Annotated in this window: 16 protein-coding genes; 5 read left to right on the forward strand and 11 right to left on the reverse strand. The window is 42.1% G+C overall.

What is annotated here, in order from left to right; translation table 11 throughout:
* Positions 1-111: 111 nt before the first annotated feature.
* The 8 genes from ftsZ to WA352_RS01895 form a co-directional block, all read right to left on the reverse strand.
* Entirely contained in the window at positions 112-1,293 is a 1,182-nt protein-coding gene (gene ftsZ, locus WA352_RS01860; RefSeq protein ID WP_005317373.1) for a cell division protein FtsZ, read from the reverse strand.
* Positions 1,294-1,457: 164 nt separating this feature from the next.
* Positions 1,458-2,720, reverse strand: coding sequence for a cell division protein FtsA (gene ftsA / locus WA352_RS01865; protein ID WP_004803607.1), 1,263 nt, complete (start codon positions 2,718-2,720; stop codon positions 1,458-1,460).
* Between the two features lie 61 nt (positions 2,721-2,781).
* Positions 2,782-3,639 (reverse strand): cell division protein FtsQ/DivIB, encoded by an 858-nt coding sequence (locus tag WA352_RS01870; protein ID WP_005201594.1) that lies wholly within the window; start codon positions 3,637-3,639, stop codon positions 2,782-2,784.
* 6 nt (positions 3,640-3,645) lie between these two features.
* Positions 3,646-4,572: a D-alanine--D-alanine ligase gene (locus WA352_RS01875; protein ID WP_005201595.1), complete on the reverse strand. Its 927-nt coding sequence runs from the start codon at positions 4,570-4,572 to the stop codon at positions 3,646-3,648.
* 91 nt (positions 4,573-4,663) lie between these two features.
* Positions 4,664-6,115 carry a UDP-N-acetylmuramate--L-alanine ligase gene (gene murC, locus WA352_RS01880; protein WP_005317368.1) on the reverse strand — a complete coding sequence of 484 codons (1,452 nt, stop codon included), beginning with the start codon at positions 6,113-6,115 and terminating at the stop codon, positions 4,664-4,666.
* Between the two features lie 13 nt (positions 6,116-6,128).
* Complete coding sequence (murG, locus tag WA352_RS01885) at positions 6,129-7,226, reverse strand: undecaprenyldiphospho-muramoylpentapeptide beta-N-acetylglucosaminyltransferase (RefSeq protein WP_017402156.1); 1,098 nt, start codon at positions 7,224-7,226, stop codon at positions 6,129-6,131.
* 229 nt (positions 7,227-7,455) lie between these two features.
* A complete protein-coding gene (gene gshB / locus WA352_RS01890) occupies positions 7,456-8,400 on the reverse strand; it encodes a glutathione synthase (RefSeq protein ID WP_005317365.1) in 945 nt (314 codons plus the stop codon).
* Between the two features lie 225 nt (positions 8,401-8,625).
* Positions 8,626-9,105 (reverse strand): glutathione peroxidase, encoded by a 480-nt coding sequence (locus WA352_RS01895; RefSeq protein ID WP_005317362.1) that lies wholly within the window; start codon positions 9,103-9,105, stop codon positions 8,626-8,628.
* Between the two features lie 178 nt (positions 9,106-9,283).
* Between WA352_RS01895 and WA352_RS01900 the strand changes: the two genes are divergently transcribed.
* Positions 9,284-9,736 carry a MarR family winged helix-turn-helix transcriptional regulator gene (locus tag WA352_RS01900; RefSeq protein WP_005317359.1) on the forward strand — a complete coding sequence of 151 codons (453 nt, stop codon included), beginning with the start codon at positions 9,284-9,286 and terminating at the stop codon, positions 9,734-9,736.
* Positions 9,737-9,958 carry a DUF3565 domain-containing protein gene (locus WA352_RS01905; protein WP_005317356.1) on the forward strand — a complete coding sequence of 74 codons (222 nt, stop codon included), beginning with the start codon at positions 9,737-9,739 and terminating at the stop codon, positions 9,956-9,958.
* Here the strand turns inward: WA352_RS01905 and WA352_RS01910 are convergent.
* Positions 9,928-10,827, reverse strand: coding sequence for a hypothetical protein (locus tag WA352_RS01910; protein WP_005317353.1), 900 nt, complete (start codon positions 10,825-10,827; stop codon positions 9,928-9,930). The genes WA352_RS01905 and WA352_RS01910 overlap by 31 nt on opposite strands.
* A 159-nt stretch (positions 10,828-10,986) precedes the next feature.
* On the opposite strand from WA352_RS01910, the gene WA352_RS01915 reads away from it, so the two are divergent.
* Positions 10,987-11,706 carry an SDR family NAD(P)-dependent oxidoreductase gene (locus tag WA352_RS01915; protein ID WP_005317351.1) on the forward strand — a complete coding sequence of 240 codons (720 nt, stop codon included), beginning with the start codon at positions 10,987-10,989 and terminating at the stop codon, positions 11,704-11,706.
* 4 nt (positions 11,707-11,710) lie between these two features.
* Here the strand turns inward: WA352_RS01915 and WA352_RS01920 are convergent, their stop codons facing one another.
* Positions 11,711-12,547, reverse strand: a complete 837-nt coding sequence (locus WA352_RS01920; protein ID WP_005317348.1) for a GNAT family N-acetyltransferase — start codon at positions 12,545-12,547, stop codon at positions 11,711-11,713.
* Between the two features lie 329 nt (positions 12,548-12,876).
* Here WA352_RS01920 and ddlA point away from each other — a divergent pair, with 329 nt between their 5' ends.
* Positions 12,877-13,986 (forward strand): D-alanine--D-alanine ligase, encoded by a 1,110-nt coding sequence (gene ddlA / locus WA352_RS01925; RefSeq protein ID WP_005317345.1) that lies wholly within the window; start codon positions 12,877-12,879, stop codon positions 13,984-13,986.
* Positions 13,987-14,056: 70 nt separating this feature from the next.
* Here the strand turns inward: ddlA and pyrE are convergent, their stop codons facing one another.
* On the reverse strand, positions 14,057-14,707 hold the full coding sequence (gene pyrE / locus WA352_RS01930; protein ID WP_005317342.1) for an orotate phosphoribosyltransferase: 651 nt from the start codon (positions 14,705-14,707) through the stop codon (positions 14,057-14,059).
* A gap of 42 nt (positions 14,708-14,749) precedes the next feature.
* Between pyrE and WA352_RS01935 the strand changes: the two genes are divergently transcribed.
* Entirely contained in the window at positions 14,750-15,574 is an 825-nt protein-coding gene (locus tag WA352_RS01935) for an exodeoxyribonuclease III (RefSeq protein WP_005317339.1), read from the forward strand.
* Positions 15,575-15,645 lie beyond the last annotated feature (71 nt).

Genomic DNA, 15,645 nt, shown 5'->3' on the forward strand with positions numbered 1-15,645 from the left:
GCCATACCAACTTCATTTGCAAAAACCGATATAACTTAGCATATTTTGCCATTTTAAAAAAATAAAAAAGGGGGTAATTACTTACCCCCTTTCTCTAAATATATGATTTTATTATTTACGCTGTTGATTTTTCAGATAGTCTTGAATGCTCATTGGCGATGAACGTGGCGTAGAACTTGCTGTTGCGCCCACTGGTGCATCCGTATTTGCACGTTTGCTGATCGCAGGAACATCATCTTCATCCACTGGTTGCTGAGCTGCTTGAGCAGACGGTGCATGTGAAACTACAGTACGTCTTTTCTGATCAACTTCACTTGCATTACGGGTTAAGCCTGTTGCAATAACAGTCACACGAAGCTCATCTCGCGCATCCGGATCGAATACCGTACCGTAGAAGATTTCACCTTCATCCAAATCAACGATTTGGTTGACTACATCAGTAATGATTTCAGTTTCACGTAGGGTAATGTCATCACCACCCGTGATGTTGATCAACACACCTTTTGCATTGATAATATTTACATTATCAAGCAATGGGCTACGGATCGCCTGCTCTGCTGCTTGACGAGCACGATCTTCACCGCGACCCAAGCCAGCACCCATCATCGCATAACCACGCGTACTCATTGCAGTTTTCAAGTCAGCAAAGTCGAGGTTAATGTGACCACGATTGACCACAAGATCAAAAATACTGCGCACTGCGTTCAACAATACATCATCTGCCTTTTTATAGGCATCTTTCATTGAAATATCGCCATAAACGCTAAGTAAGCGTTGGTTTGGAATGATGATTAATGAATCAACGTGTGCTTCTAAAGCATCAATCCCTTTTTCAGCAGACTTTTGACGACGACGGCCTTCAAAGTTGAATGGTGTAGTCACCACACCTACGGTCAGGATGCCCATCTCTTTGGCAACTTCTGCAACCACTGGTGCAGCACCTGTACCTGTACCACCACCCATACCGGCAGTGACAAACACCATGTCGGTACCTTCAAGATGCTGACGAATCACTTCACGGCTTTCTTCCGCTGCGATTTGACCCACTTCTGGATTAGCGCCTGCACCTAAACCACGTGTACTTTGTTCACCCAATTGAATTTTGAATGGGGCGTTCATGCTATCCAAGGCTTGTTTGTCTGTATTTGCACAAACGAACTTTACACCTTGGATATCAGATTGCGCCATGTGCTGTACGGCATTACCGCCACCACCACCAACGCCAAATACTGTGAAACGGGCTTGACCGTTGCCATTGTCTAGTTCATCTTCTATAAATTCAAATGAGGCCATGACCTTTAGATTTCCTAATATTAATGGCAGTTACTTCAGCCCGTTACTGCCCTGATTTTTAAACAACTGATGTTTAGGATGCTGTTCAATAATAGCTAGCTTGTCAAGTACAGTGGCTGATTTAGAACAACTTCCTAACAAATTTTCCCAAAAATAACTACAACTTAAAAGATGGCCTTTAATTTGCTATTTAATGCATTCCAACCATTGGCAACACGATCAACAAAACTACGATCATTTGCTTCTTCTGGCTCTTCAACCGTATCTTGCAAATCACTTTGGCTAAACATCAACAAGCCAGATGCGGTTGCGTACATTGAACGACGCAATGCAGCTAAATGCTGATCATCTGCATACACCTGTAATGGCGGATTGCCCAAATGCGCAGACACCCCCAACATTCGACGCGCCAAATTCACCATACCTTCAATTTGACACGCATCACCTGTCAGTACCACACCATGATAGAGACCATGAATCGCACCGCTATGTTCCAATTCTTCACGGATTAAAGTGAAGATTTCTTCATAACGCGCAATGATGATTTCTGCAAGCTCAATACGACTGATGGTTTGCGTACCATCAATCCCCTGCACCTGAATCATGTGATCAGGTTTCACCACACTCAAGTCAACACAACCGTGTAAAATCTTGATGCGTTCCGCTTCTTCTGTGGTGGTCTGCAAAACGGCAGCAATATCACGCGTCACATTCTCACCACCACGTGGCAAGGTTCGTGCCAAAGCCAAACGGCCATCTAGATATACCGCGATATTGGTAATACCCGCGCCGATGTCGACCAGACACACGCCATATTCTTTTTCATCTTTGAGCAGACTGGCTTCAGCGGTTGCCAAGCAAGACACCACCATTTTCTCCACCCCGATATTCGCCCCTTTCATGGCACGATCAAGGTTTTGCATGGTGCTGATCGGCATCATCATTAACTGATAATGCCCAGTCATACTATGCGCCGACATATTGACTGGGTTTTGTACCCACTCCGCTGAATCACCCAACTCGAAGCCCAATGGCACAGCACTGGCAAGATAGTAATCTGGCGATACATGACTGGCTTTCGCCAACTCTAACGCACGCACCACTTCATTTGTCGTAATAATATGATCGTGGTTTGCAACAGGCGTACGGCCTGAGGCATAAAAACTTTGTAATTCAGTACTTGGAATCGACACCCACGCACTATGAATACGACACTCAGCCATATCCTCAGCTTCGGATACCGCATTCTTAATCGCCGCAATGACCTTGTCTAAGCTAACAATCTTGCCTTTAACCATACCTCGGTTGCGAGCAGTTGCCATGCCAATGACTTGGATCTTATCTGGTGCATGGATCTTACCAATCAAAACTGAGACTTTATGAGTCCCAATATCAATCGCAACAACTGAGGGAACAGCTTCACTCATTACTTCAATACCATATCTTTAGTGTTGTTTAGGACGATTGCCCTTTATTTTAAGCCACGTATTATGGCTTTGCCTGAATTGCCCCTGCAAGGCTTGTGTCATCAATCGTTACAACTAACTGACCGTTGACAATCTTCGGCGGAGCTGCGTTTTTCCACTGAATGGCAAGACCATTCCGATAACGCAAATCGATTGCCGTGATTTTTGACCATACAGGTTTTAAATCCGTTTGTGCCAAATGGCTTAAGCGTTGCAGCTTATTCATAGTTTGATCTTGGTCTACAATAATCCGTAAGCCCGAATCAAACTGCATGAACCACGTCATACGCTCGGTTAAATACAATTCTTTTAATCTCAAATTCGCTGGATGAAATAACTGATTAATTTCATTATAGCGACGCATCATCATTTTGGATTGGCTGGCTGGCCCATGTAAAAGCGGCAAGTTTGGATGTGCTGTTGGCACCGCCTCACTAAATACATCGCCATTGTCACTGAGCAAACGCCCTGTTCCCCAACGTGCAATCGCATGGCGCGGCATCACCCGTACCCGAATTGCATTTGGCCAAGCCCGTGACACCACCACACGATCAACCCATGACACTTTTAACGCTTGATCTCGAATTTGTTCTAAATCTGAAGTGAAATAGTTATCTTTAATAATTGGACTCAGATATTGAACTAACTGTTGGTTCTCAATATCAGAATTGGTTCCAACCACCTGCAACTGCGCCGCTCTTGCATCGGTCATGACTTTATATAAGCCAAACAAACCCAATGCCAAAACAGCAAACGCAATCACCAGCAAGACCCAACCGCCCGCATTCACCATTTTTTGTTTAGGCGAAGGCGGTTTCTCGTGAATCGAGCTAATGGCTGGCCGCGTTTTACGGCGCATCGAGGCAGGAAGCTGAGCCATAAATCGTTAAGCCGACGTAGCTAAGGTTTGCTCTAAAATCGCAACACAGAGCTGATCAAAGTTATAACCCACTGCTTGCGCCGCTTTTGGCACCAACGAGTGGCTGGTCATTCCTGGAACGGTATTCACTTCTAATAACCAGAAGTTGCCCTGCTCATCTTGCATCGCATCAATACGGCCCCAACCTTCTGCACCCACCGCTTGGAATGCGCGTAAGCACAATGCTTGTAAGCTTTTCTCTTCCGACTCGCTTAGACCGCAAGGAATACCATATTCCACATCATTACGCTGATACTTTGCTTCATAGTCATAGAAGGCAACGTCTGCAGGTGGCTGTAAACGAATCACGGGTAATGGTTGACCATTTAAGAATGAAATGGTGAATTCACGACCTGTGATCCATTTTTCTGCCATCACTACCGCATCATGCTGAGTCGCTTTTTCAATTGCCGCAGCAAAATCTTCAGCTTTCTCAACCTTGCTCATGCCAACACTTGAGCCTTCATGTACAGGTTTGATAATGACTGGCAAGCCCAATTCAGCAATCACGGCATCCAGATCGGTATCTTTAGTGACAATACGATAAGGTGCTGTTGGCAAATCACTGCCTTGCCAGATTTGCTTGGTTTTAACTTTGTCCATACCGATCGCAGAACCTTGCACACCCGTACCGGTATAAGGAAGGTTTAGCCACTCCAATACACCTTGGATCTGACCGTCTTCACCACCACGACCATGTAATACGATAAAAGCGCGATCATAGCCAACCAATTCAGTCACACTACGATCTTGGGGGTCAAATGCTTCTGCCTGAACGCCCGAACGTAATAACGCCTCTAAAACAGCTTGACCGCTGTCCAATGACACAGCACGCTCAGCCGACTTCCCACCAAACAACACAGCAACTTTGCCGAATTTTGCAGCATTTGACACGTTTATATCCTTAAAAAAACTTCATATATTCTATTAAATCTCTCCCCGCCTCCCTTTAAAAAGAGAGGGGTTCCCCCTTTAACAAAGGGGGTTAGGGGGATTTGGCATACAAGCGATGCTGAGCCAATTCTACCGAAATTGCGCCAACGTTACCCGCGCCTTGTGTTAATAACAGGTCATTTGCTTGTAACACTTTTTGTAAAACGTTTGGTAAATTGCCTTCCACTGGATCAACCAAAATCGGTTCAACATCACCACGTAGACGAATACTACGCGCCAAAGCACGACTATCAGCGCCCACAATCGGCTTTTCACCTGCTGGATAAACTTCCAGTAATAACAACTGATCCACTTGCGATAACACATCAACAAAGTCATCAAAACAATCACGGGTACGGCTAAAACGGTGCGGCTGGAACAACATCACCAAACGACGGTCTGGATGGCTGGCACGCGCTGCTTTAATGGTTGCTTCAACTTCTTTTGGATGGTGACCATAGTCATCCACCAATTTTACTAAGCCTTCATCAACCTCAAATTCACCCTGAACTTGGAAGCGACGACCAACACCACTAAAGCCTTCTAAGGCACGGCAAATCGCGCCATCAGACACGCCTTCATCAGTCGCTACACCAATCGCAGCCAATGCATTCAAGACATTATGCAAACCTGGTTGATTGATAGTAACGCGCAATGGCTCACGGTCTTTACGCAATACGGTAAAATGCGACTGCATACCTTCTTGCGCCACATCCACCGCACGGATGTCATTGTCTTCAGCAAAACCATAGGTTAAGACTGGACGACCCACGCGCGGCAGAATCTCACGGATATTGGCATCATCGCCACAGACCACAGCCAACCCATAAAATGGCAGGTTATGTAAGAACTGGATAAAGGTATCTTTTAGCTTATCAAAGCTGCCTTCATAGGTGTCCATATGATCCGCATCGATATTGGTCACGATCGCAGCCATCGGTTGCAAATACAAGAAAGATGCATCTGACTCATCCGCTTCTGCCACGATAAAACGGCTTTCGCCTAATGCAGCATTTACACCTGTGCTATTCAGCAAACCGCCAATCACATAAGTCGGATCAAGGTTTTCTTCCGCCAACATGGTGGTCAATAAGCTTGTCGTTGTGGTTTTACCATGTGTTCCCGCAACCGCAATACCATGACGGTAGCGCATCAACTCACCCAACATTTCCGCACGACGCACGATTGGGGTACGTTGTTCGATAGCTGCTTTAATCTCTGGATTTTCAGGATCAATCGCAGTCGACACCACCAATACATTGGCATTTTTAATATTGTCAGCTGAATGGCCAATAAATACTTTAATACCATTCGCTTCGAGTTGAGCTGTGGTTTTCGACGCTTTAATGTCTGAGCCTGAAATTTTATAACCTTGGTTACTCAATACTTCGGCAATACCGCACATCCCCGCACCACCAATACCAACAAAGTGGATATTTTTAATACGGCGCATTTCTGGCACTTTAATCAGCTTTTTGGCTTGGTTTGGATTTGTAGGAGACATAAATAAACTCGAATTACAATTTTTTAATCAGATCAACCACATGCTGTGTTGCATTCGGTTGTGCTTGTTGACGTGCTTTTACAGCCATTTCAGAGAGTAGCTGACGATTTAATAAGGTCGCTAATAACTCATCTAAAACAGCAGGTGTCATGTCTGCTTGCTGGCAAATCTTAGCTGCGCCAGCATTGGCCAAGAATTTCGCATTTGCTGTTTGGTGGTCATCCACCGCAATCGGTAAAGGCACAAAAATCGCCGCCAAACCTGCGGTTGCCACTTCCGTCACCGTTAAAGCGCCAGCACGGCATATAATTAAATCTGCTTCACTATAGGCTTTTGCCATATCGTGAATAAAGGGTTCCACTTGAATATCCAAACTCGCAGGTGCACCTTGATACAATGCACGTGTGGCATCTTGCTTGTTTTGACCACACTGATGGAACACCTTCAGCGGAACATTGACCTTTTTCAAAGCCTCAGGCAAACGCTCATTCAATGCTTGTGCGCCCAGTGAACCACCAACAATTAAAAGATTGATGGGCAATTGTTCCTGTTCACGGGTTTGATAACGCCATGACGGATTTAAAATCGCTGTAATCTCCGCACGCACAGGATTACCTGTGGTCACGACTTTATCACTGTTTGCAAATGTATTTGGAAAAGCCTGACACACGGTCTTGGCAATACGTGCCAATTGGGTATTGGTAAATCCTGCAATCGCATTTTGCTCATGAATCAGCACAGGAATACCCAGCAAACGTGCAGCTAAGCCACCTGGACCTGCCACATAACCACCAAAACCCGCCACAGCATCAATCTTGAGCTGCTTCATATAGCGCATGGCGCTGAGCGTGGCTTTTAAAATTTTAAACGGCGCACTGAGTTTACGAACCAAGCCATTACCGCGTACACCTTGAATATCAATTTGATAAATTGGAATATTTTGATCTTTCAGCAACCGATTTTCCATTCCCGTAGGCGTCGCTAACCAAGAGACTTGGCAGCCTTCCTGTTGCAGCTGTTTGGCAACAGCAAGCGCGGGAAACACATGCCCACCTGTACCTGCGGCCATCATCATGACATGTTTGGGTTTGTTCTGCGGTGAATTGGTCACGGTCTAATTCTTCAACTCAAAAAAAGAAGGTTATCGTCTATTGTTTTCGGAAGTTATTTTAATCCTAAAGTTTCATTCACGAAAAGCGAATTTCACCTGTTTACAACAGAAAGCTGTGCTTTTTTCGATTCTTTGTTAAAAACAAGGTTCTGCCAATATACAAAAGCCCATTTGCGTCCAAATTTTGATGGAATACAAACGGGCAATTCGGTCAAAAATGCAACTTTTTTTAGTTTTTAGGACCTGCTTCTAAAACATCGAAAAGATCGTCGGCAATCGAGGTGCCAAATTGCGCATCAATCTCACGGATACAGGTTGGGCTGGTCACGTTAATTTCAGTCACATAGTTACCAATCACATCCAAACCAACAAAGACCAGACCTTTTTCACGCAGGAAGGGCCCGACTTTTGCCGCAATCAATTTATCATTTTCAGTCAGTGGGCGGGCCTGACCTAAACCACCTGCCGCCAAGTTACCACGCACTTCGCCATTTTGCGGAATCCGTGCCAAGCAATATGGAATTGGCTCGCCATTGACCATCAAGATGCGCTTATCGCCTTCGACAATTTCAGGGATATAACGTTGCGCCATAATTGGACGCGTGCCCATTTCCGTGAGCATTTCCAAGGTCGAACCAATGTTCACGCCATCTTGGTATAAACGGAAAATCCCCATACCGCCCATGCCATCCAAAGGCTTCACAATCACATCACCATGTTCTTTGATAAATTCACGAATCAGGCTTTGTTGTGAGGTCACCAAAGTGGGTACTTGTAATTCAGGGAATTGGGTCGCGAACAACTTTTCATTACAGTCACGTAGCGATTGTGGTTTGTTAATAATCCACACGCCTTCACGCTCGGCTTGTTCCAGAATGTAAGTGGTATAAACAAAATTCATGTCGAATGGTGGGTCTTTACGCATCAACACCACATCGTAATCGGCCAACGACTCTTTGCGCTGCTCGCCCAACTCATAGTAATGGTTATAGTCTTCAAATACTTTTAGTGGTGAGATCAGGCCAAAGGCTTTGCCTTGGTCGATATATAAATCGTGTTGTAATGCATAACCCAATTCATGTCCGCGACGGCTGGCCGCCCATAACATCGCCATGGTTGAATCTTTTTTAAGATTCACAGTTTCAATCGGGTCCATCACTACAAGTACACGCATAATCTGACGCTCGTATTTTTAATCTTGGCAAAAAGTATAGCGAAGTTTGCGGTCAATCGTGAAACAAGTTGTATAAATCTTAAAGATTAAAAAATCTATTTTGTTCAATTAATTACAACATATTAAAAATATTCAGCTTTATGATTTAATTTGTTTCGGATGAGGAAATCACCAGTGGATACATCGTAGACCAGTCATTTCCATTTTCCTCATTTTTCAGCCTATTTATCGCAAAAGCTTTTGAATATCTTTGGCAATTTTTTCAGGTTTGGTGATGGGAGCATAGCGTTTGACCACTTCCCCGTTTTGATTGATCAGGAATTTGGTGAAGTTCCATTTAATGCTGCTGCCTAACAGGCCTTTAGCTTCAGAAGTGAGGTATTGATACAAAGGATGTGCGCTTGGGCCATTCACATCGACCTTGGCAAACATCGGAAAAGATACGCCATAATTACGTTGACAGAAGCTGCCAATTTCTTCATTGCTGGATGGATCTTGGTTGGCAAATTGATTACATGGAAAACCAAGAATCACCAGACCTTGCTGTTGATAGTCCTGATATAACTTTTCCAAACCTTCAAATTGTGGCGTTAGACCACACTGACTCGCCGTATTCACCACCAATAAAACTTTGCCTTGGTAATCGGCGAGGTTCTTTTGTTCGCCTTCTAACAGTTCAGCCTGAAAATCATAAATCTTGCTCATAGATGCTCTCTCTTCGATCCAATCGTGGATGTACTCAAAATCGTTTGCTGAATCATTCAGCCTGCCTATTTAATATTGCACACAATCACCTTGTGTACAAGTTAATTATGCGCAATATACTTTTTATGCAATCCCATTTATACTGAATGTTCAACAACCGAGTCGAGGACAAATCATCATGGCTGAAGTTTCATTTTTGGATAACCAAGTGTGTTTTGCCATGTATTCCGCGACCAATGCGATGATTCGCCAGTACCGCCCTTTACTTCAGGAATATGATCTAACCTATCCGCAATTTATTGTATTGCTGGCTTTGTATGAGCAGGACAATGTGATGTTGTCTGAAATTGGACAAAAGACTTTTTTTGATTCTGGAACGCTGACACCGATTATTAAAAAACTCGAAGAAAAACAGTTTTTAAAGCGTGTTGCGGTCAAAGAAGATGAGCGAATGAAAAAAGTGATTTTGCTGGAAAAAGCACTGATTTCAAAAGATGAAATTATCGCAATTCCGTTTAAGCTCGCCTGCTCATTGGGTATGGACCCAAATGATCTGCTGGCGATTCATAACTTATGCCATCGTTTTTTAAAGGGTTTGGAACAATCTAAACTCGAGAGTCAGGAAAATTAAATGCAGCAAGCGATTGTCGGTTTTCATCTCGATGAAGAAGCTCATTGGATAGCTGATCTTGCTTGTGGGCATGGGCAGCATGTACGCCATGATCCGCCGTGGCAGAATCGCCCTTGGGTGTTAACCAAACAAGGGCGCAGTAAGAAATTAGGCGTGATGTTGGAATGTAAGAAGTGTGAGGAAGAAAATACTCAATATGATCGTTTTAATAACCTTATTTGATAATCCGCAATACGGTTTAGCTTTCGGGTGTATATAGGAAATTGCTGTTGTAGATAAAGTAAAGCATCTGCCAGTGTCACCTGATGCAAATTTTTACAGGTCCCAAATATTAAATTATCTAAAGTCAGCATGAACTGTGTTAGATCGCCCTCCAAGCTTTGACTATAAATATCCGCATCCAGCTCATCCTCAGGATCCTCTAATGGTGTAGTAGCCTGTATGTGTAGATGGAATTTAAACTTTTGCATTAATTCAGATGGAATTTGATTTTCACACCGCATCAACCAAGTAAGCGTAATTAAATTATGTCCGAAGAAACTAGGTTGATGTATACATTCGTTAAGTAAACTTTGAAAAGTGATATTTTGATCAAAGGATTCAGATAGGATTTGTTTGCTTGTATTACCAAAAGTGGAGGTTAAAAATTCTGTAAAACGATCTAAAAAAGGATATATCTGTTTTTCATTCAACTTAGGCAGCAAAGTCTGGAAAGATAATAATATCGTTACATTATGAGATAAATATTCATTATTCGAGGCAGCTGATTTTATATAATGATCAAAAATATTTTTAAATCCATAATTGCGATACCATTGATATAATGCTGAATATGCAACAGGATAAATACTTCTATTCAATATGCTTTGAATACGAGGTAATGAAAATTTTGTATCATGACTATCTTGAGTAAATGAGCGCACATTATATACTTCACTTTGAAAAATTAATTTATCAGCTTGCTCCCAGATAGCATTATTTCCCAAAACTGTAAAAATATTTTTCGCAGCCTGATAAGATTTTATTGCATGGGGCTGATGAATCGTCGCACTATAATTCAATGCTCTTTCTAATAATTCATCTTCAGTCATAAGAACCTAGTTGATTATATCTTTTTCAAATTACATTCTGATAATCCACCAAATTCCTCATATTATCAATAGCACCACCCTAGTATTCCAATAACTCTTGACCTCAAGTTAACTTGAGCTTTTATAGTGACCTTTTAATCTAAAAATACGGATAGATGGATGGATAACTCAAATAAAACGTTTCTCATATACGGCGTCAGCAAAGGTCTAGGCAAAGCCATTGTTCAAGCTGTACCAAAGCCAACAGATACCATCTACGGCGTATCTCGCAGCCAACCACAAGAAACTCCAAACTTAAACTGGATTTGTGCTGATCTATCCAAACCAGAGCAGGCTGTAAGCGACGTAAAGACAGCAATTGGACAACAAAAACTTGATGTGCTGATTTACAATGTCGGCATTTGGGAACAACAAGCTTTTAGCGACAACTATAATTTTGAAAATGTTCCTGCTACTGAAATCAACCAAATTATTCATACCAATATCAGCACCTGTATCCTGTCGATTCAATCTCTTATTGAAAATCTAAAACTCTCCGATAATGCCAAAATTATTCTGATCGGCTCCACTTGGGGTGTTGATAATCATAACGGTAAAGAACTTGTTTTCTCGGCAACCAAATTTGCATTAAGGGGCATTGCACAATCACTACGTGAAATCTTGCGTGAGCACTTGATTGGGGTCAGTGTGCTGAACTTGGGCTATCTGGCCAGTGAATATGAAATAGATAAAGCTACACAAGATGTTTTAGAACAAACCGAATACTCTCTCATCCCTTTAGCCGATGTGATTCAGGCGATTCATTTTATTCTTTCAACCAGCAAGGCAAGCTGCGTTAAAGAAATCCTGATGCCTGCGATGTTGGACCAGAATGTTTAGCTGTTTATGAATACTCCAAATAGCCAACATAAGATGAACCAATACATTCAAAGCCCATTTGTCGGTACAGTTCTATTGCAGAGGTGTTATCTATATCGACAACGAGGTGTGCCGTACGCCCACTCTCAATGATTTGATTGACTGCAAACGCCAAAACACACTCAGCATAGCCCTGCCGACGATAGGCAGGAAAGGTATACGTTCCGCCTAGACTGACTAAACGATGAGTTTCAATCCCGAATCGGACGATTGAGACAATCTGACCATCAACCTCATACACAACAACTTTCGCTTGCTGAATAAGTACATCCCAATCAGATCGTTCATCTACCGAGCGTTCTTGGTTGTATAAGTGCTGATATTCAATCAGACGAGGAATATCTGAAGTAATCGCTAAACGGCCACTTGTCTGTGGGAAACGACGTGTACAGACCATAATCCATTGATCATACTGTCGTAATATGCTCACTTGATGCCCTGCCACAGAACGCAATACATCACGGCCAAAAGATGTAGTGACAATTCGAAGTGGCTGGAGTTTAAGAATCTCTGAACAAAGCAATCCAGCAGAGCTGCTTTCCTCAGGTAACCAAAAACAAGTCCCTCTGGCAAGTATGGCTGCAACACCGAGGAGCTCATCAGGCTGGTTAGAATCATATAGTCTTAACAGCTGCCACTGTGTATCAATCACTTGTGTCCGATCAAGAAATACGGTGATCCCAAGAGAGTGATAAAATCGAGCATCTAGCCATTGAGAAATGAGTTGGCACTCACTTTGGGATGTAAAAAATCCTCTTATAATTTTCACATCAGGATTTGCCTGCTCAATCTTGTTTTTCACTTTTCTTTTCTCTAACTCTGGTTATATCAATTTGAAACAAATGAAAATATCTTTGATATCCAAGCTAAGTTAATTTTCAACAATAAGCTAAATATTTTAATTCTTTATTTTATTAAAAGATTATTGAGCTTTAGCTAACCTAGAAATGAAGAAAAATATATCGTAACCAATAGTAATCAATCATTCTGTAATGGCTTCCCTTCTCCCTTGATATTCAGATAAATTTAGCTAAGTGTCACAAATATTAATCATGATGTTACATCATTCAGAGGTACATTAAGGTTTAGTTTTTAGTCGAAAATTTAGTAAATATTTAAGGAAATATAGGAATGCAGAAGAAAAATATTGGCATTATATTTGGAGGAAAGTCTACCGAGCACGAGGTTTCGCTTCAGTCTGCAAGAAATATTGTTGATGCAATAGACCGAGAAAAATTTGATGTGACATTGATCGGTATCGATAAAAATGGAATATGGCACCTGAATGAAAGTACTCATTTTTTATTAAATTCAGATAATCCATCTCTCATTTCACTGCATCAATCAGGACGAAATATTGCGTTCATTCCAGGGAAAAATGAAAAACAAATCATAGAGTTTCAAAACAAAACGCTATCGCAATTGGATGTGATCTTTCCGATCGTTCACGGAACACTTGGAGAAGATGGCTCATTGCAAGGATTGTTAAGAATGGTGAACCTTCCATTTGTTGGTTCTCAAGTCCTCAGTTCTGCCATGTGTATGGATAAAGATATAACAAAAAGATTATTAAGAGATGCTGGCTTAAATATTACCCCCTTCATAAAGCTAATGAAGAAAAAAAGAAAAGATATCAGCTTCGAAATTGCAAGTTCACAATTAGGCTGCCCTTTATTTGTTAAACCCGCTAATCAGGGTTCATCAGTAGGTGTGAGTAAAGTCAGCACTCAAGATGAATTTGAAACAGCTCTAGATACAGCGTTCATTTACGACAATAAAGTTTTGATTGAACAAGGAATTAATGGCAGAGAAATAGAATGTGCCGTTATCGGTAACGATGAGCCTTCAGCAAGTGTTTGTGGGGAAATTGAGCTTGAAGATAGCTTCTATTCGTATGACACAAAATATATTAATGATAAAGGTGCAACAGTAACCATTCCCGCAAACATACCAAATGAAATTAGCGAAAAAATTAGAGAGATCTCAATCAAAGCTTATGAAGTTTTGGAATGTACAGGACTTGCAAGGGTTGATGTTTTTTTAACAAAAAATGGAGAAGTTTTTATTAATGAAATAAATACTTTACCGGGTTTTACGAATATAAGTATGTTTCCAAAACTATGGGAAGCGAGTGGACTAAGTTACTCTGACCTCATTACCCGTTTAATAGAGTTAGCGATTGAATATCATGAAAATAACGCTCAACTACAAAATACAGTCTCTTTAAACAAGATAGAGTAATCGTATTTTCCCGCTCAAACCAAAGAATAAAAAAGGAAGCCTCAGCTTCCTTTTCGTTTACATCTAAAACTTAGATGCCATATTTTTCACGATACGCCTGCATATTGGCCAAAGCGTCTTTTTCGCCTTTTGTATCCAGATAATCCATCAAATCTTTCATAGTGATCAATGCATGAACTGGAATTTCGAGTTCTTTTTGTACTTCCTGAATCGCAGAAAGTTCACCTTGACCACGTTCTTGACGATCTAGCGCAACCAATACACCTGCAATTTCAGCACCTGCATTCTTTAAGATCGTAACAACTTCACGAATCGCTGTCCCCGCAGTGATCACATCATCAATGATCCAGACTTTTTGACCTGCAACCGATGCACCCACCAACACACCACCTTCACCATGATCTTTGGCTTCTTTACGGTTAAAGCCCCAAGGTACGCTTTTACCGTGCACTTGAGACAAGGCCACCGCTGTTGCTGCGACAAAAGGAATTCCTTTATACGCTGGGCCAAAAATCACACCAACATTGTCGCACTGCACTAGTTTATCGGCATAGCCTTGCGCTAACAAAGACAGTGCTTCACCATCGTTTAACAAACCTGCGTTAAAGAAATAAGGACTGACACGGCCTGATTTTAAGGTAAACTCACCAAATTTAAGCACTCCACGTGATAATGCGAGTTCGATAAAAGCTTGCGGATGAAATGACACAGGCGTTGTCATATTAAAGTGCTCCAAATTCTTCAATTGAGGTTAAACAGACGTATGATACCAAAGGATAGCTATCCAAGTGATGTAAAAATTCTTCGAGTCGTTTCAATTAACGTAAATGGCTTGCGCTCATCAGTCACCAAAGGCCTACTCGAATGGTTAGAACAGTCGGGTGCCGATGTGGTGTGTATGCAGGAAAGTCGCATCACCCATGAACAATGGACCGATAAATTTAAACCTGAAGGTTGGTATACCCACCTGTTTCCTGCTGAACGCGCAGGTTATGCAGGTACGGCGATTTATAGCCGTCTGCCATTCGTGTCAGTGAAAGATGGTCTAGGCTTTGAACTGGCTGATTCTCAAGGGCGTTTTACCACAGCTGAATTTGATTTAGGGCTGTCACAAACTGTTCATATTGCCTCGTTATACTTGCCATCAGGATCAAGCGGTGACGAAGCGCAAGCACGCAAAGACGTGTTTTTACAAGAATACGCCAAAATACTCAAACAGTGGCGAGATGAAAATAAATCAATCATTGTCTGTGGGGATTACAATATCGTGCATAAACGCATCGATATTAAAAACTGGTCAGGTAACCAGAAATCTTCTGGGGTTCTGCCACATGAACGTGCTTGGCTCGATCATATGTATGACGAGTTAGGTTATGTGGATACTTTCCGCGAAGTTCGCCCTGAAGCAGAATTGTATTCATGGTGGTCAAATCGCGGTCAAGCGCGTGCGAAAAATGTTGGGTGGCGTATCGACTACCATGCCTGTTCTCCAGACTGGAAAGCACGCACAACAAATGCATGGGTGTATAAAGAACAATGGTTTAGTGACCATGCACCCGTGATTATCGACTATAAAATACACGAATAAGTGAACACTTGTTCACTTTGATCGCTTCTTTAGCTTACATAACTTGTCGCTTTTGTGTATTTTTATTTCGC

The sequence above is a fragment of the Acinetobacter sp. 102 genome, assembly GCF_037028485.1.
Taxonomy (GTDB): Bacteria; Pseudomonadota; Gammaproteobacteria; order Pseudomonadales; family Moraxellaceae; genus Acinetobacter; species Acinetobacter higginsii.